General features: G+C 62.5%; 22 protein-coding genes. 4 read left to right on the top strand and 18 right to left on the bottom strand.

Annotation, left to right across the window (positions count from 1 at the left end; genetic code table 11):
- Positions 1–2: 2 nt before the first annotated feature.
- On the bottom strand, positions 3–281 hold the full coding sequence (locus tag JQ609_RS32300; RefSeq protein ID WP_212214634.1) for a DUF4212 domain-containing protein: 279 nt from the start codon (positions 279–281) through the stop codon (positions 3–5).
- Between the two features lie 295 nt (positions 282–576).
- Here JQ609_RS32300 and JQ609_RS32295 point away from each other — a divergent pair, with 295 nt between their 5' ends.
- The gene (locus JQ609_RS32295; RefSeq protein WP_212276679.1) at positions 577–1197 is read left to right on the top strand and encodes a hypothetical protein; all 621 of its coding nucleotides are present in this window, start codon (positions 577–579) and stop codon (positions 1195–1197) included.
- Between the two features lie 238 nt (positions 1198–1435).
- The gene (locus tag JQ609_RS32290) at positions 1436–2110 is read left to right on the top strand and encodes a response regulator transcription factor (RefSeq protein WP_212214625.1); all 675 of its coding nucleotides are present in this window, start codon (positions 1436–1438) and stop codon (positions 2108–2110) included.
- Between the two features lie 59 nt (positions 2111–2169).
- On the opposite strand, the gene JQ609_RS32285 is transcribed toward JQ609_RS32290, so the two are convergent.
- The 8 genes from JQ609_RS32285 to JQ609_RS32250 form a co-directional block, all read right to left on the bottom strand.
- Complete coding sequence (locus tag JQ609_RS32285) at positions 2170–5679, bottom strand: PAS domain-containing hybrid sensor histidine kinase/response regulator (protein ID WP_212214623.1); 3510 nt, start codon at positions 5677–5679, stop codon at positions 2170–2172.
- Positions 5680–5818: 139 nt separating this feature from the next.
- Complete coding sequence (hemA, locus tag JQ609_RS32280) at positions 5819–7048, bottom strand: 5-aminolevulinate synthase (RefSeq protein ID WP_212214620.1); 1230 nt, start codon at positions 7046–7048, stop codon at positions 5819–5821.
- A 222-nt stretch (positions 7049–7270) separates the two neighbouring features.
- Positions 7271–7471 (bottom strand): hypothetical protein, encoded by a 201-nt coding sequence (locus tag JQ609_RS32275; RefSeq protein ID WP_212276678.1) that lies wholly within the window; start codon positions 7469–7471, stop codon positions 7271–7273.
- A 26-nt stretch (positions 7472–7497) separates the two neighbouring features.
- Entirely contained in the window at positions 7498–7770 is a 273-nt protein-coding gene (locus tag JQ609_RS32270) for a hypothetical protein (protein WP_212214618.1), read from the bottom strand.
- Positions 7771–7941: 171 nt separating this feature from the next.
- Positions 7942–9003 (bottom strand): MBL fold metallo-hydrolase, encoded by a 1062-nt coding sequence (locus JQ609_RS32265; RefSeq protein WP_212276677.1) that lies wholly within the window; start codon positions 9001–9003, stop codon positions 7942–7944.
- A 212-nt stretch (positions 9004–9215) separates the two neighbouring features.
- Positions 9216–11360 carry a methyl-accepting chemotaxis protein gene (locus JQ609_RS32260; RefSeq protein WP_212276676.1) on the bottom strand — a complete coding sequence of 715 codons (2145 nt, stop codon included), beginning with the start codon at positions 11358–11360 and terminating at the stop codon, positions 9216–9218.
- A 255-nt stretch (positions 11361–11615) separates the two neighbouring features.
- The gene (locus JQ609_RS32255; protein WP_212276675.1) at positions 11616–12332 is read right to left on the bottom strand and encodes an outer membrane protein; all 717 of its coding nucleotides are present in this window, start codon (positions 12330–12332) and stop codon (positions 11616–11618) included.
- Between the two features lie 250 nt (positions 12333–12582).
- Positions 12583–12903, bottom strand: coding sequence for a hypothetical protein (locus JQ609_RS32250; protein WP_212214606.1), 321 nt, complete (start codon positions 12901–12903; stop codon positions 12583–12585).
- Between the two features lie 102 nt (positions 12904–13005).
- Between JQ609_RS32250 and JQ609_RS32245 the strand changes: the two genes are divergently transcribed.
- Positions 13006–13242 (top strand): hypothetical protein, encoded by a 237-nt coding sequence (locus JQ609_RS32245; RefSeq protein ID WP_212214603.1) that lies wholly within the window; start codon positions 13006–13008, stop codon positions 13240–13242.
- A gap of 6 nt (positions 13243–13248) precedes the next feature.
- Here the strand turns inward: JQ609_RS32245 and JQ609_RS32240 are convergent, their stop codons facing one another.
- From JQ609_RS32240 to JQ609_RS32200, 9 genes are all read right to left on the bottom strand, one after another.
- Entirely contained in the window at positions 13249–14718 is a 1470-nt protein-coding gene (locus JQ609_RS32240; RefSeq protein ID WP_212276674.1) for a GH1 family beta-glucosidase, read from the bottom strand.
- A gap of 57 nt (positions 14719–14775) precedes the next feature.
- Positions 14776–15747 carry a family 16 glycosylhydrolase gene (locus JQ609_RS32235; protein WP_409410493.1) on the bottom strand — a complete coding sequence of 324 codons (972 nt, stop codon included), beginning with the start codon at positions 15745–15747 and terminating at the stop codon, positions 14776–14778.
- Between the two features lie 104 nt (positions 15748–15851).
- On the bottom strand, positions 15852–16178 hold the full coding sequence (locus JQ609_RS32230; protein ID WP_312014603.1) for a hypothetical protein: 327 nt from the start codon (positions 16176–16178) through the stop codon (positions 15852–15854).
- A gap of 195 nt (positions 16179–16373) precedes the next feature.
- On the bottom strand, positions 16374–17369 hold the full coding sequence (locus tag JQ609_RS32225) for a M23 family metallopeptidase (RefSeq protein WP_212276673.1): 996 nt from the start codon (positions 17367–17369) through the stop codon (positions 16374–16376).
- Positions 17370–17377: 8 nt separating this feature from the next.
- Positions 17378–18088, bottom strand: a complete 711-nt coding sequence (locus JQ609_RS32220) for a helix-turn-helix transcriptional regulator (RefSeq protein WP_212276672.1) — start codon at positions 18086–18088, stop codon at positions 17378–17380.
- Positions 18085–18567 carry a hypothetical protein gene (locus JQ609_RS32215; protein WP_212276671.1) on the bottom strand — a complete coding sequence of 161 codons (483 nt, stop codon included), beginning with the start codon at positions 18565–18567 and terminating at the stop codon, positions 18085–18087. The genes JQ609_RS32220 and JQ609_RS32215 overlap by 4 nt, the downstream gene beginning before the upstream one ends.
- A gap of 51 nt (positions 18568–18618) precedes the next feature.
- Positions 18619–19953: an HlyD family type I secretion periplasmic adaptor subunit gene (locus JQ609_RS32210; RefSeq protein ID WP_212276670.1), complete on the bottom strand. Its 1335-nt coding sequence runs from the start codon at positions 19951–19953 to the stop codon at positions 18619–18621.
- 24 nt (positions 19954–19977) lie between these two features.
- The gene (locus JQ609_RS32205; protein WP_249128692.1) at positions 19978–21714 is read right to left on the bottom strand and encodes a type I secretion system permease/ATPase; all 1737 of its coding nucleotides are present in this window, start codon (positions 21712–21714) and stop codon (positions 19978–19980) included.
- 66 nt (positions 21715–21780) lie between these two features.
- Positions 21781–23196, bottom strand: coding sequence for a calcium-binding protein (locus JQ609_RS32200; RefSeq protein ID WP_212276668.1), 1416 nt, complete (start codon positions 23194–23196; stop codon positions 21781–21783).
- Positions 23197–23858: 662 nt separating this feature from the next.
- Here JQ609_RS32200 and JQ609_RS32195 point away from each other — a divergent pair.
- Entirely contained in the window at positions 23859–24623 is a 765-nt protein-coding gene (locus JQ609_RS32195; RefSeq protein ID WP_212276687.1) for a Crp/Fnr family transcriptional regulator, read from the top strand.
- Positions 24624–24642 lie beyond the last annotated feature (19 nt).

Genomic DNA, 24642 nt, shown 5'->3' with positions numbered 1-24642 from the left:
CCTCAATCTTCCTCGGCAAAGCCGTATTCGCGGTCAATCTTGTCCTGCTGCTTCGCGAAGAGGAACAGCATGACCACGAACACGATGAGGGAGCCCTGCGCGGCCATATAGAAGCCGAGCGGGAAGTTAAGGATCGGAATGGTGATCTTGTTGAGCGGGACCACGAACATGTGGATGACGAAGCCGAAGAAGAACCAGACACCGAGATGCGTGAACATCAGGCGCGAGGTCTTTGCCCAGTGCGCTTCTTCTCTCTCTTTCATGCTTGCAGAGTCAGGCATCGTTGCAAATCCTCCCCAAAGCACCGGCGCATCAATGCACCGGATTAAATGATCGAGGGGAATGCAAATCCCTTCAGCACGGCGCCCCCCTTGCCGCTTATTCAACCGGTCTTGCGCCAGTTCGGAGTCGTCTGACGCTAACACTACGACTGGTCAGGTCTTCATTATACTTTCGGCGGGGTGTGAAATTGTTGCAACTGCTAACAGGGATGCGTTGAGAACGTTGGACTTGTCGTGAACCAGATGGGGTAAGCTGACGAAGTAGTCTGGGCCGATCGAGCTGGATGAGAATGCGATGAAGCTGTTCGAAAAGTTGTTTCGCCCCCGTCCGCCGATTCGCGACCCGGAAGCGCTTGCGGACTTCATCGATGCGCAGTCGGCCTTCATCGTGCAGAAGGGCATCTACGAATATTCGCGCGCCCGTGCAGGTCACTACGCCAAGGTGTTATTCGCCGAAGAGGGATTTGCGCAATCCGTCGAGCGCGCGCGCTGGAAAGCCTTTCCGCTGGGTCTTGCGATGGTGGGCGAAATGATCGAGGGGGTGCTGGCTGCTCAGGCTGGGACCCAGCGCCGGGCCATTCTCGACCCATTGACGCTTGTGGTTCTTTCGGTTTTCGACCGCTATCCGGTTCCTCCGTCGCTCGGCGAAGCTGCCTGGCTCGAAGCGCGTCGCGAACTCGCGCATCGTCTCGATCTGGTCGGCGGCCATGCGCCGAAGCGCGTGATGGACATTCCCGAACCGCTGGCGGAAAGCTATTTCTCGATGATGCCGATCCACGAAAAGCTGCGCGGACGGGATTTCCAGACGACGCGCAATTACCTCCGTGTCAGCCTTTGCAACATCCATGACGAATTGATTGCGCGGATGGACAGGGCCGCGCTGGAACGGGCACTGATCGTGGGGGCCGCGGCATAGGCCGACCGGTGCTGTCGCAAACGTCGATGATCTGACCCGCGATCTGCTGTTCCGCGTTTGATGTGCGTCCGAACCGGCAGCCTTGTTGCGATGCACAAACTGGAGGATTAACCGCTTTGTGGCGTGCCGGTATTGCGCGCTTGCATGAAGCCGCCGGGCAGGGGACAATTGCAAAACCGCTTGGCAGGCCTACAGAAAACGGTCACCGGCTTGCCGCAACGCTTTTCGCAAGAAGTAAATGACTGCCGCTACCAGCACCCATCTCGTCATCGCCGATGACCATCCCTTGTTCCGCGACGCCCTGCGGCAAGCGGTGGCGAGCGTCATAAGCTCGGCCGTGATCAGCGAGGCGGGCTCGTTCGACGACTTGACCGCGCTGCTTGAACGGGACTCCGACGTCGACCTGATCCTGCTCGATCTGACCATGCCGGGGATCTCGGGTTTCTCCGGCCTGATTTACCTGCGCGCGCAATATCCGGCGATTCCGGTGGTGATCGTCTCCGCCAGCGACGACGCCGGAACCATCCGACGGTCGCTCGATTTTGGCGCCTCCGGTTTCATTCCCAAGCGCTTCGGGGTCGAGACGCTGCGCGACGCCATCATGAAGGTGATGGAAGGCGACGTCTGGGTGCCGCAGGACACCGATCTGTCTTCGGCCGCCGACCCGGACATGACGCGGCTGCGCGACCGGCTGGTGACGCTGACCCCGCAGCAGGTGAGGGTGCTGATGATGCTGTCGGAGGGGCTGCTCAACAAGCAGATCGCCTATGAGCTCGGTGTCTCGGAAGCGACCATCAAGGCGCATGTCTCGGCGATCCTGCAGAAGCTCGGCGTCGAAAGCCGCACCCAGGCCGTGATCGCAGCCGCGAAAATCTCCGGCGGCCAGTGGCGCCAGGGCACGCCGACGGCGTAACGGCAAAGAGTTAGACCGTTGGCTCCACCCATCCTACGCTCTTCGCGCGCGGCTCGCGCCTACTCCGCCGCGACCAGCTGCTGGGCGCGCCACTGGCCGAGCAGCGCCCGCAGCGATGCCGGTTTGACCGGCTTGTTCAGCACCGCGATATTTTCCTCGCGCGCGGCCGCCCGCACATTCGGACTGCGGTCCGCCGTGATCAGGATCGCCGGAGTGTTCTCGCCGAAGCGGCGGCGGATCTCGCGGATCGCGGCGACGCCGTTGCCGCGGTCGAGGTGATAGTCGACCAGAAGGCCGGTGACGCTTCCGCCCGACGTCTCGATCGCGGCGATCGCCGCCTCGGGATCGGCCACCGCGATCACCTCGGCATCCCACGCCGTGAGCAGCGTCTTCATGCCATCGAGGATCGCCGGATCGTTTTCGATGCAGACGATCAATGCGCCGCTCATCGGCGTCTTCGAGAGCGGCGTCGCGCTGGTGACGGCGGCGGTATAGTTGACCGCCTTGGCGACCGGCACCGTCACCGAGAACACCGAGCCGCCGCCGGCATTGGCGCCCAGCGCGATGCCGTGGTTGAGCACCCGCGCCAGCCGCTCGACGATCGAGAGCCCGAGGCCGAGCCCGCGCGCGATCCGCGCGCCCTGTTCGAGACGGTGGAACTCCTTGAAGATCTCGCCGCGCTTCTGCACGGGGATTCCGACGCCGGTATCATAGATGCCGATCTGCAGGGTTTGCCCGCGGCGGCGGCAGCCGACCAGCACCCGCCCGCGCGGGGTATATTTGATCGCGTTGGATATGAAGTTCTGCAGCAGGCGGCGCAGCAGCGCGCGGTCGGATTCGACCGGCAGCGAGCACGGCACGAAGCTCAGCTTCAGCCCCTTGGCGCGGGCGATCGGGGCGAATTCGATTTCCAGCGACCGCATCAGGTCGGCCATCTTGAAGCTGGTGATCGAGGTGGTCATCGCGCCGGCGTCGAGCCGCGAGATGTCCAGCAGCGCGCCGAGGATTTCCTCGATCGCCTCCAGCGAGTCGTCGATGTTCTCGACCAGGCGCGAATCCTCGCCGCCGCTCTGGCGCTCGACCAGGCTCGTGACATAAAGCCGCGCCGCGTTCAGCGGCTGCAGGATGTCGTGGCTGGCGGCCGCGAGAAACCGGGTCTTCGAGATGTTGGCGTCCTCGGCGGTGCTCTTGGCCAGCGCCAGTTCGGAATTCAGCCGGGTGAGTTCCTCGGTGCGGTCCCGCACCCGCTTCTCCAGCGTCGCATTGGCGCGCTCCAGCGCTTCCGCCGCCTCGAAGCTCGGCGTGACGTCGGAGAAGGTGATCACGAGCCCGCCGCCCGGCATCCGGTTGGAGCGGACCTCGATCACCATGTGCCGGTCGGGCAGGCGTTCCAGATAGGGCTCGCCCTCGGTGGTGTAGGCTTTCAGCCGTAGCGCCAGCAGGGCGTCGCTGTTGCCGGAGCCGGGCGGGCTGACGGCGTCCATGAATTCGAGGATTTCCTGCAAGGGAATCCCGAGTTGCACCAGATGCGGCGGCAGCGCGAGGATTTCGCCGAACTGCGCATTCGAGCAGATCAGCTGCAGGTCGGCGTCGAATACCGCAATACCCTGGCGCACATGGTTCAGCGCAGTCTGCAGGATCTCGCGGTTGAAATGCAGCGCGGCGTGCGAATCGTCGAGCAGCTTCAGCGCCGCCTTGGCGGAGACGGTGCGCTTGCGCAACAGCAGCGACATCACGAGGCGCGAGGAGGCCGCCCCGATCGAGGACGCGATCAGGCGTTCGGCGTGCTGCAGCAACTCGAAATCGGCGGGCGCGGCCGGATCGAGATGACCGGGATGGCCGGCGGTAAAGGTCTCGAACGCCTGGCGGGCGCGGTCGGGGCCGAGATATTGCGCCACCGTGCTCTGGATATCCTGCACCGTGACCGTGGTGCGCCAGCGCCGGAAGGTCGGCGTAATCGGCGTCAGCGTGCTCGGCACGAACAGGTCGGCCTGCAACCGTTCGATCGAAGACGGCTGGCGCGCCAGCGACATCACGACGTAGGTCAGGATGTTGAGCCCGAGCGACCACAGCACGCCATGCATCAGCGGCGGCAGATCAGCGCCGAACAGCGCCCGCGGGCGAAGCGCCTCGATGCCGAACGGTCCGTGCTGCAGGAATTGCAGCCCCGCCGTGGTGGTTTCGAGGAAGCTCGGCAGGAACAGCGTGTAGATCCACACGGCAACGCCAACCAGCATGCCGCCCATGGCGCCGCGCGCGGTGCCCTGCCGCCAGAACAGGCCGCCGAAGAAGGCCGGCGCGAGCTGGGCGAGGGCGGCGAACGACAGCAGCCCGATCGCGGCCAGTTGGGTGCTGCCGAGCGCGCGATAGTAGAAATAGGCCATCACCATGATGGCGAAGATCGCAAAGCGCCGCACCTTGAGCAGGAAGTCGCCGAAATCCTGCTGGCCCGGGCGCGTCCGCGGGCTCCGCTGCAACACCAGCGGCAAGACGATGTCGTTCGAAACCATGATCGAAAGTGCCACGCATTCCACGATCACCATCGCGGTCGCGGCCGACAGGCCGCCGACAAAGACCGCGATGCTGAGCAAGGGCGCGTTTCCCTCGATCGGCAGCGCCAGCACGAACATGTCGCTGTCGACAGCACCGAACGGGAAGGTGACGAGGCCGGCGATGGCGATCGGGATCACGAACAGATTGATGGCGACCAGATAGAGCGGAAACAGCCAGCGTGCGCGATTGACCTCGTCGATGCTGGAATTCTCGACCACGCTGACGTGAAACTGCCGCGGCAGCAGCATGATCGCGCAGAACGAGAGCAGCGTCATGGTCAGGAAATTGCCGATCGAAGGCGAGTAGTTGATCGCGCGCATTGCTTCCGGCGTTTTCATCGCGCGTTCGATCAGTTCGACTGGCGAGAACATCCAGAAGGTGACGAAGAGGCCGGCGGCGAGAAACGCCACCAGCTTGACGATGGATTCGGTGGCGACCGCCAGCATCAAGCCGTGCTGGTGCTCGGTGGCGTCGGTCTGGCGGGTTCCGAACAGCACGGCGAACACGGCCATCGCCAGCGTCACCACCAGTGCGATGTCGCCGATCAGCGGGATCGAGGAGAACAGCTTGTCTTCACTCAGGATCGTCTCCAGCGAGGAAGACATCGCCTTGAGCTGGAGCGCGATGTAGGGGACCGATCCGATAATCGCGATGACGGCGACGGTCGCGGCCACCGCCTGGCTCTTGCCGTAGCGGGCGGCGATGAAGTCGGCGATCGAGGTGATGTTCTGCGATTTGGCCAGCTGGATCACGCGGCGGAGCAGCGGCGTGCACAATCCGATCATCAGGATCGGGCCGACATAGATCGCGAGGAACTCGACGCTGGTGCGGCTGGCGAAGCCGACCGAGCCGAAGAAGGTCCAGGAGGTGCAGTAGATCGCCAGCGACAGCGGATAGATCATCATGCTGGCGCGGCCGCGTTGGCTCGGCGACAGGCGGTCGCCATAGCTGGCGACGAAGAACAGCAGTCCGATATAGGCGAATGCGGCGGCGATCACGCCCCAGTCGTGCAGCATTGCTGCCTGTCTCCCTTCCCGGCCTCTGTTCGGGCGCCTCTTGTTCCGCCGCGCCGGACCGGAAGCGCCAGTATAAACGCAATGGGCCGGCAGCGCACCGCGCTACCGGCCCAATTTCCGGGGTTTCGAGGGAGTACGGTTACTCGGCCGCCAGCGACTTCCGCTTCAGGGGCAGGCCGAGGCGTTCCCAGACCTGAAGCAGCGCTTCGGCAAGGTGATCGATCAGGCCGTCATCATGGTAGGGCGAGGGCGTGATCCTCAAGCGCTCGGTTCCCTTGGCGACGGTCGGATAGTTGATCGGCTGGATGTAGATGCCGTGCTCTTCGAGCAGGATGTCGGACGCCTTCTTGCAGTTCTCGGGGTCGCCGACGAACAGCGGCACGATGTGGGTCTCGCTCGACATCACGGGCAGGCCCGCGGCGTTCAGGATCGCCTTGACGCGGGCGGCGCGGTCCTGGTGGCGCTCGCGCTCCCAGTTCGAGGTTTTCAGGTGGCGGATTGCCGCTGTGGCGGCCGAGCAGATCGCCGGCGGCAGTGCGGTCGTGAAGATGAAGCCCGGCGCGTAGGAGCGGACGGCATCGATGATGTCGGCCTTCCCTGCGATGTAACCGCCGAGGCAGCCGAAGGCTTTGGCCAGCGTGCCTTCGAGCACGTCGATGCGGTGCATGACGCCGTCGCGCTCGGCGATGCCGCCGCCGCGCGGGCCGTACATGCCCACCGCGTGCACTTCGTCCACATAGGTCATCGCACCGTATTTTTCGGCGAGATCGCAGATCCTGGCGAGCGGCGCGATGTCGCCGTCCATCGAATAAAGGCTCTCGCAGGCGATCAGCTTGGGCCGGTCGGGGCCTGCGGCAATCAACAGCTCTTCCAGATGCGCCATGTCGCTGTGGCGGAAGATCTGGCGATCGCAGCCGGCCTGGCGCACGCCCTCGATCATCGAATTGTGGTTGAGCGCGTCGGAGAGAATGAGGCAGTTCGGAATCAGTTTTGCCAGGGTCGCGATGCCGGTCTGGTTCGAGACGTAGCCCGAGGTGAACAGCAGTGACGCTTCCTTGCCGTGCAGGTCGGCCAGTTCGGCCTCCAGCTGCACCAGCGGGTGATGGGTGCCGGCGATGTTGCGGGTGCCGCCGGCGCCGGTGCCGACACGGGTCGCGGTCTCGACCATGGCGCCGACCACTTTCGGGTGCTGGCCCATGCCGAGATAGTCGTTGGAGCACCAGATCACGACGTTGCGCTGGCCCTTCGGCGAGTGCCAGACCGCATGCGGGAAGCGGCCCGCGATCCGCTCGAGGTCGGCGAAAACCCGGTAGCGCCGCTCGTCATGCAGGCGGTTGAGGGCGGCGGAGAAGAACTTGCTGTAATCCATCACGAGACCTGAAACGGAACCGGCCGGAGCGGCGTGGGCTCTTTTTAGAGCTTTTCCAGGTTTGGTGTCTATGTGAAATCCCACATTTTCGCGGGCCTCCGGGATGAACCGAAGGTAAGGAAAATCTTGATCCCGATCAACGCGCTAGCTGCGATTTACGGTCCCGGTATTTTGGCCGCGCGGATGAAACCATGAGTAGCCAAAGAGCGCCGCCGACCCGGGTTACGAGTCAAGTTCCCTGATGGCGCGATTGGCCGCGATCAGGGCGTCGTCTTCGGACTTGCTGTCTTCGGCCGTCACAAAGCCGCGGATCGCCGCGCCCCGGGTGATCGTTGAGGATTGGACGATCGGCGTCATATTGGCCCGCCAAAGTCCGGGCTGCCGCTGAAAGGTAATGATTCGATAGTCCGACACTTTGGCCATTGTCGTTCTCTTTCGTCGGCCGTGGCTCAGCAGCCGCGACAGATATTGTTCAGCTTGGACGTGGTGCGGGCGTTCTCGGCGAGGAAGGGATCCTTGTATTCGGGTCGTGAGGCGTCGCTCTCGATCGCCCTGGTTTTTTCCTTGGATATTTCCTTGGACATTGCGATTTTCGGAGGCTGCGCCGCGTCGTAGCAGGCGAGCCGTGCGCTGTTGCTTTCGACCGCGCGGCATTCCGGGCTTGCAGCGAACGCGTTCTGCGCGAAGGCGCACAGCGCCAGGACGGCAACAATTATTTTCATCTATTTTCCTTTGCGGGCGCAATTGCCGCGCGCGTCAGCAATGACGGCGTCAAATCAATGCCGCCGCTGGATAAGGCTTCAATGTGGAAGTTCGTTCGGCACGACAGCCGGGATAGCACGGCGCGACCGTGCGCCCTTTCAGGCCCAATAGCTATGGATTAGTTGGGCGCGTCAGGTGGTCCGGAAATACAGCACGCCGTCGGTGACTTCAGAGATCAGGCGGCCCTCGACCAGCATGTAGTTGACGTGGGCGATCAGTTCGCCGGCGGCAAAGCCCATCTGGTGGGCGTCCAGCACGTGCTTGTGGAACACGACCGGCACCAGTTGCTTCGAGGTCTGCGGCACGGTCCGGCAGGCTTCGGCGATCAGCCGGCAGCGGTCCTCGTGATGATCGGCCAGCTGCTTGATCCGGGTCTTGAGGCCGTAGAACGGCACGCCGTGGCCGGGCAGCACCATCACGTCATAGGGCAGCGTGGTGGTCAGGCTCGCCAGCGAGGCCAGATATTCGCCGAGCGAATTCTGGTTGGGCTCGACCGCCCAGACGCTGACATTGGGCGAGATCTTGCTCAGCACCTGGTCGGCGGAAAGGAACAATTTGTCGGCGGCGCAATACAGCATCACCTGGTCGAGCGCGTGGCCGCCGCCGGTGATGACCTTGAAGCGCCGCGTGCCGATGGAAATCTCGTCGCCATGCGAGATGCGCCGGTAGGACGGCGGCAGGATCGACACCTGCTTCAGATAATCCTGGCCGCGGCTGAGCAGGGTGTCGGTCAGGCTCTCGTCCATGCCGTGACGGCGGAAGAACAGCCGCTGCGCGTTGCGGCGCTCCTCGGTGCCGCGGTTCTGGTGATAGACCGACTGCAGATATTCGACCTGCGACATCTGCAAGGGACAATCGAAGCGCTCGGTGACCCAGCCTGCCAGACCGACGTGATCGGGATGCGAATGGGTCACGATCAGGCGGGAGATCTTCACGTGCCGGAGCGGGCCCTCGAACAACGTGGTCCAGGCTTCGATGGTTTCCTCATTGCCGAACCCGGAATCGATCATCGCCCAGCCGTCGCCGTCGGCGAGCAGGTAGATGTTCACATGATTGAGCCGGAACGGCAGCTTGAGCCGGACCCACAACACGCCCGGCACCACCTCGACGACCTGATCCTGGCCGGGGTGATTCTCCCAGGGGTATCGCAGGGCTTCGGCGGAGGACTGAACGGGGTCGGTTTTCGAGTGCATCCCACCGACTTACCCGCACAATTGGTGCGGCGCTAGCCGAAAAAGCAGGTGCCCGGTGGGATAAAAGGCATGGGTATTTTGTTGTGGCGGCACACTCTGCTGTCGTTCCGGGGCGCATCGAAGATGCGAACCTCAGGGGCGCACTTGCGCCCCCGGGGAATCTCGAGATTCCGGGTTCTATGCTTCGCATAGCCCCGGAATGACGGGGACCATTACGCCGCCCGGATATTCCCCAAAAACGCGTCGATTTCCGCGCGCAGCACGTCGGCTTCGCGGCGGAGCGCGCCGGAGGCGGTCAAGACCTCGCTGGCGGCGGAGCCGGCTTCGGTCGAGGCGCTGGAGACGCCGACAATGTTGCTGGAAACCTCGCTGGTGCCGCCGGCGGCGTGCGAAATGTTGCGCGCGATCTCGCGCGTCGCCGCGCCCTGCTCCTCGACCGCGGCCGCGATCGCGGTCGTGACGTCGTTGATCTCGCCGATCGTGGTAGAGATGCTGCGGATCGCTGACACCGCCGATGTCGTCACCGTCTGCATGCTGACGATCTGCTGGCGGATCTCGTCGGTGGCCTTCGCGGTCTGGGTGGCGAGGCTCTTGACCTCGGAGGCGACCACGGCGAAGCCGCGGCCGGCCTCGCCGGCGCGCGCGGCCTCGATGGTGGCGTTCAGCGCCAGCAAATTGGTCTGCGAGGCGATGGTCTGGATCAAATCGACCACCACGCTGATGCGGGCGGCGTTGTCGGCCAGCCCCTGCATGGTGGCGTCGGTGGCGCCGGCTTCCTCGACCGCCTTGCGGGCGATCTCCGCTGAGGTGACGACCTGGCGGCCGATTTCCTCGATCGACGACGACAGTTCCTCGGTGCCCGACGACACGGTCTGGACGTTGACCGAGGTCTCCTCGGCGGCGGAGGCCACCGCGCTCACCAGCGCGCTGGACTGATCGGCGGTCGCCGACATGCTCTGCGCGGTGGTCTGCATCGAGCCGGCCGCTTCCTGCAAACTATCCAGCGCCGTGCGCACCGTGGTTTCGAACTCGACGATGCGGGCTTCCATGCGGGTGGCGCGCTCGGCCTTGGCGATGCGATCCTGGTCCTGGTCGGCGGTGAGCGCCCGGCTCTGGATCATGCTCTCGCGGAACACGTGCAGCGAATTGGCCATCGCCGCGATCTCGTCCTTCTGGCTCGACTGATAGATTTCCGATTCGAGATCGCCGCTGGAGAGCAGCTGCATCGAACGCTGCAGATTGCCGATGCGCCGCAGAATGTTGCGGCCGACATAGAGCCAGACGAACAGCACCGATCCGATCAGGGTCGCCGCACCGAGCGCGAGCATGACGGTGGTTGCCAGCGAAATCTCCTTGCCCGCCTGCCGGGTTGAGGCGTCGGTCTCGCCGCGCACCCCGTCCACCAGTTGCTGCACGCTGATGCCGAGGCCGACATTGAGCTTGCGGGTTTCTTCCAGGATGGTCTGGCCGTAATCCGTGGCGTCCAGTTCCTTCTGGCGGACCTTGAAGACGCCGGTCTTGCCTTCGCCGAGCGCCAGCAGGGCTTTCGAGGCGTTGCTCAGTGCCGTCGTAAGAGAACCCTTGGGAAGCTGGTCGAGGTTCGATTTAACGCGCTGCTGCGCCGTGCGGGTTTGCTTCTCGATGGCTTCGAGCGTGTCGCTGCTCTCGGATGAAAGCGCGGCCATCATGTTGAACGCGGTCAGATTGCCGGCGGCGATGATGTCGCTGATCTGCTCGACCGTTTTCTCCGCCCTGGTGGCTTCGTCCTGGTTGAAGCTGGCGGCGCCGAAGATGCTGCTGAGCTGGGTCTGGGCGTCGACCATCGCGGGCGCGGCGGCCTTGACGAACGCGGCCTGGGCCGTGCGCAGCGCTTCATACAGTTTTTCGTGCTGGGCACCGGTTTCCAGCCGTTCGCGTGCCGCGCCGCCGAGACTCTTGATCATGTCCTCGATGTTTTTCACCGTCTCGGTGAGGGCTGCGACGGTATCCTTGTTGGCGCCGAGCTTGGTGATCTCGGCAAGCCTTTGCAGGGTGATGCGCTGGGTCTCCTGCATTTTTTTGGAGCGCTCGTTCAGCATCTCCTCGCTGCGGGAGGCGAGCAGCCCCGGCCCCTGGCTGGCAAGGCTGGCACTCTCCGCCGACAATTGCAGGCTGGCCGCGAGGCGGGGGATGTCCCGTCCGCTCAGTTCGACCATGGCGCCGCCGAGATGTCCGAGCACCAGGCCGGCACCGGCGCTGATCACGATCGCCATGCCGGCGATGACGGCGAAGGCGGCAAACAGGCTGCCCCTGACGCCGAAATTCGGAAAGCTGAAACCCTTGAGCCTGATCTTGCCGATGCTGAATCGTAACGCCATTTGCCGCCGCCCCGTCCCGCTATCCCTGGATGATTCCCCGGCGGCAGTATCGTGGTACCCGGTTAACAAGTCGGGAAAATGCGGGGACGCTTTTCGCGATTTGAGCGCTGGCCCACCATCGAACAATGTTTGAAAAGCGGGAGCCCGCTTCGCTGGGAAACGCCATTGCGCAAACAAGCCATTGCGCAAACAACATGGCGCAAACAAAAAGGCCGGCGTTCAAGCCGGCCTTCTTGCGCCTCCCTGTAGAAGCGATCAGTAGCGCGCGCCCGCGAAGTTGAAGCGATAATTGACGCCAACCTTCAACGTATGCTCGTCGTTATGGAAGGTGCCAAAGGGGACCAGCGCGACCGGGGTCACGAAGCGGGTGGTGCCGAAGTCGTAGTACATGTATTCGGCCTTGGCCGACCAGTTCGGGGCAAACATGTATTCGACGCCCGCGCCGACGGTGTAGCCATTGCTGTGATTCTTATCGAGCGTGAACGCGACCGGCACGCCGGCAAAGGTCAGGGTGTCGCGATTGTTCGAATAGGCGTAGCCGCCTTTGACGTAGAGCATGCCCGGGCCCCAGGTGTAGCCGACACGGGCGGTGATCGAAGCGATCGCGCGCTGATCGTTGTTGTAGACGAAGCCGTTCGGGAACACCGAACTGAGGTTGTTCTGGCCGAGCCAGCTGTACTGGCCCTCGGCGCCGATGACCCAGTTCGGCGCGAACTGGTAATCGGCACCGGCCTGCACGCCGCCCAGCAGGCGCGCGCTGTAGTCGCTGAGCACCAGGCCGTTGAAAGTGTTGCTGCTCGAGAAGGCGCCGCCGATATGGGCGCCGAGATAGAAGCCGGTCCAGTTGTAGAGCGGCGCGGCATAGGCCGGCGCCTTGTTGTAGTAGGGCCGTGCGCCCATGTCGGCGCCGAGCGCCGGGGACGCCGCGCCGAGGGCTGCGAGAGCGACGATTGCGAGCAGGAACTTCTTCATGGTCGTGGGTCTCCGGAAAATCGTTGGGAAGCGCCACATGCCGGGCGCCGTCCATGGCGTGCAGTTAGACAGCTTTTGAATAAAATGCTGTCACTTGCCAGGCACACCGATCGATTACCCAACCCATTGGAGAGCAAACGTTTTTTGTGCTTAACGAAGCCTTATTTTCTGTGCTTAACGGCGTCCTAAGGCAAGCTTAATGAAGCCTTAAAATCGGGGTCCCTCGGGCGCGCGGCGCGCAAGCCTTGCCTTAGGCAATGCGCCGCCGCACGTCGCCGCGCATCTGCTCGCGGAACGCCTGCCGCCGTGCCGGCCGGTCCTTTTCGGCGACGTCATGGCGGTCGAACACGTTGAACATTTCCAGGATCGGATAGCGGTCGCTGGCCATCGCCAGGATGCGCAGCAGTTCGGCGACGGGGCCGGTCGGGCCGGTGACTTCCCATTTCCGAATCGTGTTGGCGCCGTCTTCTGGCGGCAACCCGCAGAGCTTGGCCATGTCGGCCACGCCAAGGGGTTGGCCGATCGCCTCACCGAGGTCTTCGCGCAGTTTCTTCAGTTCCGGACCGGTCACGGGTTCTCCATTTTAATGCGGGCTTCTGTGAAGTACGTCACACACCGGGGCCGGAGTGCAAGCTATACGCAGCGCCATCAGTTCCTCGAGGAGGAGGCAGTCATGCGCAGCTTGATCGAAAGCCTTACCCCCGACAGCCGCCGGATCTACTGGCGCTGGGTCGGTGGCATCTTCGGCCTTTATGTCGTCTTGATGGTCGGCGCCGCCAGCATGTTCATCAGCCACGAATCATCGCGGAACGTGCGGCATGAACCCGCCGTGACTGTGGCAGTCAAAGGTGATCGCGCGCCGTCACACCAGGCTTCGATGCCGCAGCCGCAGTTGGTGCGCTTTCACTAGGCGGCTTCAGGCGCCGATCGCGTTGCGCGTCACCACGTCGCGATAAAACGACGCACTGAGCTTCGGCGTCCGGCGCAGGGTTTCAAAATCGACGTGGATGAGCCCGAAGCGCTTTTCGTAGCCGTAGATCCATTCGAAATTGTCCATCAGGGTCCACAGGAAATAGCCGCGGACCGGCACGCCCTCGGCGACGGCGCGCTGCAGCTGCCGCAAATAATTGCGCAGGTACATGATGCGGTCGAGATCGTAGATCTTGCCGTCGGCATGCACCTTGTCCTCCGACGAGGTGCCGTTCTCGGTGATGTAGATCGTCTTCAGGTTCCAGACCTTGGCTGCGAGCCGCGGCGCCCAATAGATCGTTTCGGGACCGATACGCAGCCAGTCGGCACTCATGTGCGGAAACGAGGCGGGAAACGGCAATACCGACCAGCCCGGCTTCTTGTCTGACGCTGCGATGTAGAATTGCGGCGCGTAGATGTTGAGGCCGACGAAATCGTTGGGCGAGCCGATGATCTTCAATTCCTCGGCGGTGAATTTCGGCGCGTCCTTGCCGGCATATTCGAGGAAACCGTCGGTGTATTTGCCTTCCAGCATCACGCCGAGCAGGCCCGAGTTCAGTTCGCGGGTCGCGATCTCGGCGGCGTGGACGTTTTCGGGCGTGTCGAAGGCCGGCACGCAGGTCGCGATGTTCTCGGCCGGGCCGACCTTGGTGCCCGCGCGCCCGCGGGCGCGGATCGCCTGCACCGCAAGGCCGTGGCCCAAAACGACGTTATGCCGTGCCTGGTTCAATTCCGCATTCGGCAATTTGAGGCCGGGCGCGTCGATGCCCCATCCGTAGCCGAAATTCAGGAAACGTCCGGCTTCGTTCAGCGTGAAGATGTTTTTGACGCGGTCGGTCAAACGCTCCGCGACATAGCCGGCGTAATCCGCGAACGCTTTCGAGGTGTCGGTGGACTGCCAGCCGCCGACGCGGTCCTGCAACGCCTGCGGCAAGTCCCAATGATACAGCGTCGCGTAGGGTTCGATGCCTTTGGCCAGCAGTTCGTCGAGCAGCCGGTTATAGAAATCGAGGCCCTTGGGATTGGGTTTGCCGGTGCCTTCCGGAAATACCCGCGGCCACGCGATCGAGAAGCGGTAGTGCTTGACGCCGAGATCGCGCATCAGGCCGACGTCTTCCTTGTAGCGATGATAGTGTTCGTTGGCGCGGTCCCCGGTGGTCTTGTCCTCGATCTTGCCCGGGGTGTGGGCGAAGGTGTCCCAGATCGAGCGGCCGCGGCCGTCCTCATTGACCGCGCCCTCGATCTGATAGGCCGATGTCGCGGTGCCCCAGCGAAAGTCTTTCGGGAAACGGGCAGGGGCGTGCGGGTCGGCGGCCGGCCTTTGTTTGGGGGCCGCATTGGCCGATGTCGCCGCCATACCAAGCGCGGAGAGGCCCGCCAGCTTGGCAAATTGCCGGCGCGAGAATTTCCCGGACATTACGTTCTCCGTCAGCTTCGGTGCTGCCGGCTTGCGCGTCCCGGCCGGTTGCGATGATCAGTATGTATCAATTTGATAGGCCGAAATCCGGTCGATTTCGAATTCCACGACATTGGGAGACAGGCCGTCGACGAAGCCGACGCCTTCCATCGTCTTCGAGCCCATCGCAAGATTGACGATCATGTACATCGGCGCGTCGAAGCCGACCGGAACCTTGATCTCCGACACCGGCTGGCGGTCGATGAAATAGATGATGCGATCGCGCTGCCACAGCACACCATAATTGTGGAATTCGCTCCTGGTATCGGCAACCATGAAGTCGAACCCGCAGCGCTCGACCCGTCCGGTGGCCGGAATCCGCCAATGCGTGGTCATGACGATGTTGTCGTGCTGTTGTCCGCGGCCTTCCATGATGTCGATTTCCGGCGGCCAGCCGCCGTCATCGGCGAGCATCCAGAACGCCGGCCACACGCCGACCCCGGCCGGAATCTTGGAGCGCATTTCGAAATAGCCGTATTTCTGTGTGAACTTGCCCTGGGTGGTCAGGATGCCCGAGATGTATTCATTGTTGAACAGCAGGGAACGCAGGTCGGGCGGAGTCCGGCTGGCGATGATCGAGAGTATGCCGCCCCGGACCCGGAACGGATCGAGCCCGAGCGGCACCGTGCCCCGCCCGCCATACACCGAATCGACGTAGATCTGCTGTTCGCCATTATAGCTGGTCTTGCGCTTGAAATCGGAGCCTTCGCCGCCCCAGTAGCGCGACTGCGGCCAGGCGGCGCCACCGGCGTAGTGCGGCACCCATCGTGCTTCGACCAGCGGATGCACGTCGAAATCATCGTGGAAGGTCCGATGCAGCGACACCGGCACGCGCGGATCATCAGCTTCGATCTTGCGGCACTGATCGCCGAGCGCACGGGTCGGCACCTGCAAGGTGAGTTCGGGCAGCGCCAGCGTGGGATCGCTTTGCGGATAAGCCGGCATGGCCGTGAAAAGACAGCCGATCAATGCGAGAGCGTGCGGTCTCAACCTGTTGATCCCCAGGGTTCGCGCATGCGAATCCCGGCGTTCGCGCATGCGCGGATGTCGAAGGCGCAAGACATAGCAGATCGCGAAATCGAAAAGGGATGCGGCTATTTGATCGTCGCGTTCACCGTAATGACCGACGTGCCGGACGCCGTCGGCCCCTTGCCCGTTGCCTTGATCACAAACGTGTCGCTCCCCTTGTATTTCGCCTTCGCCCTGTATTCGTAAGTGGATGCGTCGAGCTTCTTCAACTTGCCGCGTGCCGGCTTTTGCGAAATTTCAGAGCTGGTCACCGTGCCGCGTATCTTGATCGGAAACACGCAGCTTTCCCCGGCCGCAATGTCAATGTCGCCGGTCGAGTTCTCGCCCCAGTTCGCCAGTGTCGTCGATGCCGAACAGTCGGGTGCGGCGTGCGCCGAAGATGCCGGCGCCACGCTTGTGGACCCAACGACAAGCGCAATAGCTGCGCCTTTAGAAAACCGCATAGTAAACTTCCTCGTCTTCGCAAAAACGGATCAAGGTCTCAGGAGAGGATGTATCATACCCCGGAATTGGGCAAGCGGGTGGGCGTATGGAGGAGTTGCTGAATTGGGACGACATCCAATCCATCTCGTCGTCCCGGACCTCTGCTAGCGCAATTCGAGCTGAAATTGTTTTTCGAGTAGTGATTGGTCTTCCTGCTTGACGACATACGTCGCGGTGTAAAATCCCCTGTCCCAGTCGCGCTTGGCGCGTTTTTTTCCCGAGAACAGGACGAACTGTGCCTTGTTTCTGTCGAGGGCGACCGGCCGATTTTCCGCCAGCACCTTTCCAGCCGGATCGCGCAACGTCAATGTCTGGACATCACCGGCCTTCAGGCCGATCGTCCGGACGAACGCCACGATCGCTTCAGAGTTCATCGTCGGTTGGTGCTGCAACGCCACGCCGGTCTCGACCGACTCGGTCGTGACCGAACCGGTGGTGAAGCCGAAGTTCAGAATCGTGCGGGGCGAATAGGCCAGTTGCGCCCGTACCGATTCGTGCCATTGGCTTTCGGCGTTGCCATTGCAGGCGCCGGGCGTTCGGCCGTCTGCAAAGGGATCGATGACCTTGCCACCTCGACGCACGACGAAGTGCAAGTGCGGATACTCGGTCAAGCCAGACATGCCGACATCACCCAAAACCTGGCCGGCCGTGACTTTATCGCGGGACTTGACCGCAATGCTGCCCTTCGCCATGTGGCAATACTGCGTTTCCAGGTCCTGTGGGTGCTTGATCACAACGCCATTGCCGCACTCATGGCCGCTCACCTTGTCGCGTCCTTCGGGTTTGATGGCGACATCGTCGATGCCGTCGCGCGTTCGGATGACCTCGCCATCGGCCGCCGCCAGAACATGGACGTGTGCCTGTTGTGCCACGCGGGACGGCAACCGAAAATCGATGCCGTTGTGACCGTCGTAAGTCAAAGTTCCGCACATGTAATCCGTGGCTGCAGAACCTGGATCGACGTCCACGTAGTTTTGGATGAAACATGTGCGGCCAACATCGCAGGCCACGGGCAGCTTCAGTTCTCCAGCACGGCCGTCCGCCAGCAGGCCAAGCAGAATTGCAAACGACGAGACGGATGCATTTCGAAACCGGTACATCGCTCAGCTCAGCTCGCGCCGTTCCGCTGACGTCTGACATGAATTCGAGTGACGTTCGGCATGGCCGGGACGCGTCGGTCCGGTTGCCGCGCTTTGAAAGGCGATGATGTCAGGTTATGCAGGACGAAGAACTCCGACTGGCGATTAATCCCGATCTTCATCATAACGCGCTTGATGTAGGTCCTTACCGTTTCTTCGGTAAGACCCAATTCTGTCCCGATCACACGGGGACAACGTCCGCGAAGTATACGGGAGACAATCCGTTCTTCGACCCAGTTAAGGGTAAACGCTGCAGCTATCCTTCTCGCGCCGGCCACTGCATCGAACTGCGGAACGACAATCAAGACAAGCCCAGGGTCGCGATCGCCGGGCACCGGCCCTGTCACCGCGAACAGGAATTTCTGCTTGTCGTTGGAGAGGACCACCGCCGATCCGCGCGCCCGCTGCGTCGAATCCGACCTGATGGTACGGCACACTGCATCCTTGAGAAGCGCGGTGATTGACGGGTTCGACCCTGATATCACACCGCGTTCGACGACCAATGATCCGCTAGTGCCGAGTAGATGCCGGAACCCAGCATTCATACTCCGGACGACGAGATTTTCATCGACGACGAAAGCGGGCGAAGCGATATCTTCCAGCCATGACCATTGTCGCTGCATCCTCAATTGCGCGAGGTCGGCGGCGGCATCCCACATCAAGTCGATCGCGCGTGTCACGCTGGCGAACTCCTCTCCTGAAAGCGACGTCCGTCGCCACCCCCGACGAAAAGTGCCGCGGAGCCCGACGGGGACTGTACCCGGCCTATTACGCAGTGTGGGCACAGCGTACTTTCCCTTCCAATCAGCCTTCTGGCAAAGCCATGCGCTGAAGCGATCGATTGGAAGATGCAGCCGTCTTGCGCGCCAAGCCGCGACGCAATTGCCAAAACCGCCGCCTCCGGAACCGGGTCGGCGACGGGGCAGCCCGTCCTCACCTCGTCGATTCGCTCGCCGCGTGGCGACAGGATCGCCACATAACAACGCTCGCATGCAATCAGTCTCGTCAAGCCATCCGCGAACCAACGATACAACGGCAAATCTGCCGTCGGCGTCGCTAGGTCCGGGCGCTCGATCGCGTTGTCGAGGTGGATCGCGATCGGGGATCCATTCAAATGGTTGCGTCGGTCCACCGGCGGGGTTTTGCCGACATCCAGCATGGTCGCCTCCCTTGAAATAGTCGCGGCCCCGCCGGACCGGCTTGAATTGCTTCAACTCTCCCTAAAGGCACGATGAACCCGCAGGAACATCGGCTGCATGAGGTATTCGGCAAAAGTCCGTATACCCGTTTCGACGAACACTTCGACGGGAAGACCTGGCTTCAGTGTGGAAAGGTGGGGGTCCGCCTCGGGCGTCCGCTGCAGGTCAATTTCTGCCATGTAGGAGGTGACGCCGCTTTTCGCGTCGGTCAGCGCATCTGCTGCGACCGCTGTCACTTGACCTTCCAGTATCGGTCGGCGGCGAATATTGAGGGCCAGTATGCGGACGCGCGCGGGCTGCCCCGCGACGACTTCCTCACGATCCTGCGGCCGCAGCGAGGCCTCGATCACGAGGCGATCCTCCATGGGCACGATTTCCATCAGCGTTTCTCTCGGAGCCAGCACGGCATTCAACTCCCTGCTGTTGAGACGCACCACTCTGCCGGATTCGGGAGCCCGCAAGTCGGTCCTGGCAAGCTGCTCACGCAACACACCGATCCGGTGTCTTAAATCGCCGATCTCTTCACTGTTGGCATGAAGTTGCTTTGCAATATCCTGATTCTGATTGAGGCCTAGTTGTTTTCGCCGATCTTTCAGTTCGGAGATTTTCCCCTGAGTCTCGGCCAGTTGGGAGGCATTGCGCGCGATCTGGGCCTGCATATCAGCCTCGGCCCGCTTAAGGGCAAGCAGCCTTGGCTTACGTGCAAGTCCTTTCTGCAGGAGATAGCTGGTGTCGCGTATTTCTTCCTGAAGCAGTGACAGCTGTTGGGTCAAACTTCCAGTATTGCTTTCAAGTCCTCGGACCGAGTCCGTAAATTGCAGTATCTGTTGGTCGACAAGTTGACGCTCGCCTGAAAGTGCCGTTGATCGCGCCGCAAACTCGGCTTCCTGGCTATGTATGGCAGCCTTGGCTTCCGGACGTGATGAGTTCCGCAATTCGTCCGGATAGGAAACCGCGGAATCCTGATTTTGTTCTGCACGGAGTCGTGCATCCAGCGCGAGATCAGCAAACAATTTTGTCTCTAATACGCCAAGGCTGCCCTGAATCTGCGAGGTATCGAGCTTTGCGACGATCTGACCGGCGTCGACCTGCTGGTTCTCGCGGACCAGAATGGCTTTCAGTATGCCGCCGTCGAAATGCTGCACCGCCTTGCGCTTCGACTGAACCTTGACGATGCCTGGCGCGATCACCGCGCTACGCAGTGGAACCAGTGTCGCCCAGAGTCCGAAGCCTCCGAACTCAATCGCCAGAAGGATACATCCCCATTTGATCAACCGCCGCGGATCGGACCTTGGTCGCTCCGCTGGCTCATTGACGATGGACCGGGCGAGGGGGATGTCATGCATATGGAATGTCACATCGTATACTCCCTAACCGGACAGTCTCGGGCGCTCCGGCTGACGCGTCGGGCGGCGTATCGGAGTGACCTCGGCAACGTGGGTCGGCAGGACGTCGGAAACGGCTCCGAATGCAACCTGGACACCGTCGCGCAGCAGCAGGACGTGATCCGCGACCGTCAACAGCCGCGGGCGATGCGTCACGATGAGGAAACTGGCACCGCGCGCCCGTGCACTGAGTATCGCCGCGCATAGCGCGGCCTCGCCCTCGGGATCGAGATTGGCATTGGGCTCGTCGAGCAAAATCAGCCGGCGATTGCCGAAAAATGCGCGCGCCAGACCGATGCGCTGCCGCTGACCACCGGACAGGCGATGACCGTCACGCCCGACTTGCGTTTGATATCCGCCTGGCATTGCCAGGATCATTTCATGCGCGCCGGCAAGGGTCGCAGCCGCAACGATATCCTCGTCGCGGACATTCTCTTCAAATCCTGAAATGGCTTCGGCCACGGTGCCGGCGAGCAGTTCCACGTCCTGGGGCAGATAGCCGATATATCGGCCAAGCTGGTCGGGATGCCAATTTTCCAGCAGGGCACGGTCAAGCCTGATCTCTCCAGCGCTTGGACGTTCGAGCGCTGCGGCCATCCGCAGCAGCGTGGACTTGCCGGCACCGGTCGGACCGACCACCACGACGATTTCGCCCGGACGGCAGCGGAAGCCAATTCCTGCCAGAATTGGCCGTCGCGTTTGGGGGGCGGCATAAACCAGCCGGCTTATTTCCAACAATCCGTTTGGCGGTGGCAGCTGTGTCCGGCGTGGCTGCCGGAACACCCAGTCGGCCGCTTCGCTGACGCTCTTCCATGCCTGCTGTGCTGCCGTCATCCCGCGCCAGGCCGATATCAGGGTCTCCATCGGCTGCAGCGTGCGGCTGACCATGATCGAACTCGCGATCAGGGTGCCCAGCAGGACCTGGTTCTGCAAGACAAGCCAGGCGCCCGTACCGATCGCGAGAATCTGCAGGATGGACCTCACCATCCGTGCCGCGGATGCGATCGCGGCGACCCGTTCGCTCGCGCGCACGACGGGTGCCAGCTCATCGTTGACGCGCATGACCGCGCGGATGGCGCCTCCGGTCCAACCCATGGCCCTGATGAAATTGGCGTGGCGGACGACTCCATCCATCAGCGCCTGACAGCGCGCGGCCGCGCCGCTGGCTTGGGTCACTTCGGCACGGGCGATCCTGCTGCTCGCGTAACCCATTACCGACAGCAAGACAGCGCCAACCAGCACAATCGCGCCGTAGTACGGATGAATGAAGAAGAGGATCAGCACGAAGAACGGCAGAAACGGCGCGTCGACCAGGGTGATGAGGGCGCCGCTCGAAATGAAGTTCCGCAGCTCGCGAACCTTGACGATCTCGTGGGTGGTGCCTTCCCGGCGCCGGCCCGGATCGGCGATGGCCGCTTCCAGGACCAGCGGGGCGATGTGCTGCTCAAACCTTACCGCAAACCGGCTCAGCAGGCGGAACCGGAGTATGTCGAAGAAGGCGCTGAAGATCAGCGCTGCCACCCCGAGTACGGTCAAACCGATAAGGGTCTCTATACTGCCGCTGCTGATGACGCGATCGAAGACCTCGATGGCATAGAACGGCAAAACCAGCAGCAGCACGTTGACGGACACGCTGAATACCACGACCCACACCAGTGTGGATCGTCCTGGAACAGTTTCGAAAACTACGCTCTCTCGGGCTTGTTGGGACGTCCGACGCATTACCACACGGCCTGATTACTGCGGAAGAAGCGTAGGGCGGCACGGTGCCGCCCTACAGGGTCAGAATCAGACAACTTCGATGGCCGTATAGCCGGCAGCGTCGTTGATATCGTCAATCGACGCAAAGGGAGTACCTCCTCCGGATACCCCATCGAGCGTGATGGTTCCGAAGCCGAAGTCGAGCGTGGTATTGGTTCCGTCGTCATCGACGATCACCGAGGCGGGATCGAAGCCGTCCACCGCGTTGACGCTGATGACGTCCTCGTCGCCGCTGAGGAAGTCCAGATCGGTCACTTCGTCGTTGCCGAAATCGGCACCGGTCCCGTCACCGAAGTTCATCGTATCCGTGCCCGCGCCGCCGGTAAGGACGTCATCGCCGGTTCCGCCGTCGAGAACATCGGCACCATTGCCGCCGTCGAGGGCATCGTCGCCCGCGCCGCCGTCGAGGGTGTCACTGCCAGCGCCGCCGGACAGTTCGTCGCTACCATCGCCGCCGCTCAGCGTATCTGCGCCATTGCCGCCGTCGAGCGTGTCGTCGCCGGCTGCGCCGGTCAACGCATCGTCGCCGGCACCTCCGGACATTTCGTCAGCGCCGTCGTTGCCGTTCATGACGTCGTTGCCGGCTCCGCCTTCCATCGTATCGTCACCGGCGCCGCCTGCCATCGTATCCACGCCATCGCCGCCGTCCATGTCGTCGTCACCATCACCACCGTTCAGCGTGTCGTCGCCGGCATCGCCACTGATGGTATCGTTGCCGGCGCCACCGTTCAGGGTGTCGATGCCCTCGCCGCCGCTCATGGTGTCGTTTCCCGCGCCACCATTCAGCGTATCGTCACCTGCGCCGCCTTGCATGGTGTCGTCACCGAGACCGCCGTTGAGGGTGTCGTTGCCGTCGCCGCCATCCATCGTGTCGTCGCCGAGACCACCGGTCAGGGTATCATCACCAGCGTCACCGTTCATGGTGTCGTTGCCGACACCGCCCAAGAGCGTGTCAGCTCCCTCACCACCATTCATGGTGTCGTCACCGGCTGCGCCTACCAGGTCATCATCGCCGGCGCCGCCCGAAAGCACATCGGCACCCTGGCCGCCGTCGATATCGTCATCTCCCTCGCCGCCGTCGATCGTGTCGATGCCGGCGCCGCCGTCGAGTTCGTCGTTGCCTGCGCCGCCATTGATCGTGTCGTCACCGGCATCACCGTCCACCTCGTCGTCGCCGTCACCGGCGTCGACGGTGTCATTACCTGCACCGCCGCTGACAATATCGTTGCCGGCGCCGGCGAGGATGGAGTCGTTGCCCTGATTGCCCTCCAGAGTGTCATTGCCGTCGCCGCCGTCGACCGCATCGTTACCGGCTCCGCCGCTGATCGTATCGTCGCCAGCCAGACCGCTCAGGTCATCGTTGCCAGCGAATCCGTTGATGGTATCGGCAAGCGCCGTGCCCAGCAGGACGTCGTCGCCAGGTGTGCCAGGGATAACTGCCATGATGTACTCCTCCAAATGCTTCCGCGCCGATCAGAATGCGTTGCGGCGTTAGAACGAGGGATGTTCGGTTCTGGTTGTCTCCATAAGTTGAATTCTGGAGGCACCCGACGCTGAGCGTGTCGAGGTGTCGGATATCTCGCAATCCCCATCTGGGGACAAAACGGCTTCACCATTCGTGACGAAGATGTCTCTGTTCGTGATGAGGATGTCTCTCGGCGCTAGCCGACAGGCGATCAGAACCGCCGACAGGATTGAACTGTCGGAAGTTGGCCAGTTGCCCTTCGCCATTGAGTCATTCGGCGTCGCAGAGGACGGCTGTGTATCAGCGCCGGAAGCAGTTGTGCCCCGGTTTGCGATGAAGCCCCGTATCGGCGGGCCGCCAGCGACGACGAACCGGTGGCAGGCCCCCTGGCGGAACTTTGACCAGCGGGGCGCCGGCGTCGAAGCGGTCCCGCCCGATCACCTGCGACGCCGCGTCAAGGGTCCGCCTTACCTTTACTGGCATGGCGCTTTAAGGTACTCAGCAAGTATCGTATCCCATGAAGGCCGCTCAAAGCCGGCACGATGAGAGTGGAGTTAGTGTCGGCGCAACGCAGAAGACATCCCTGCCAAAGGCATTCCAGGAGAGCTGCGTGTTCTTCTGAGCGAGGATGTCTCTCGTGATGGGACGTCCGGCGAGCACCGGTAATCGTCTTCTCGCCGCGTTGCCGTTGGCAGACCTCGCGTTGCTCGCCCCTCATCTCCAGAAGGTGTCGCTTGAACAGGACGCCGTGGTGATACGAGCGGGAGATCGACGCGACCATGTTTACTTTCCCCATAGCGGTGCCATCTCCTTCATGCTCGGCCTTCCGGCCGGAGAAACGATCGCAACTGCGGTAATCGGGCGCGAGGGAGCGATCGGCGCATTATCGGTGCTCGGACCCTCTTTCATGTCGTCCGTGACCGCGGTCGTGCGGGTGGGCGGCACCGCATCGCAAATCTCCGTGTCGCGGTTTCATGCAGCCTACATGAAGAGCGGCGCCATCAGACATGTGGTCGAGGCGCACACGAGATCGATACTCATGCAGTTCCAGCACGTCTCGGCCTGCAACGGACTGCACCCGGTCGAGGCCCGCATGGCCCGGTGGCTGCTTCACCTGCACGATCGAACCGAGGACAACAACACCCTGCCATTAACGCAGGAGACGCTTTCGCAGTTGCTCGGGGTGCGACGAACGACCGTGACGCAGGTGATTGCCAAACTCCGCGCCTTGGGTGCCATCAGATCCGTTCGGCGAGGCTTGGTCGAAATTGACAGGGCGCGGCTCGAGGAAGCAACCTGTGAATGCTACGACATCATACGCGGTGCAACCGATCGGATCGTCCCGAATGAAGTCGTGGGGTCGCACCCGCATTTTGCGTCGGCCGACACGCTCCACGGTGTATGATCGTTTTTAACCGTACGTA

Source organism: Bradyrhizobium sp. AUGA SZCCT0169 (assembly GCF_018130085.1).
Taxonomy (GTDB): Bacteria; Pseudomonadota; Alphaproteobacteria; order Rhizobiales; family Xanthobacteraceae; genus Bradyrhizobium.
The sequence above is the reverse complement of the archived record's forward strand: the minus strand, read 5'-3'. Positions and strand labels throughout refer to the sequence as shown.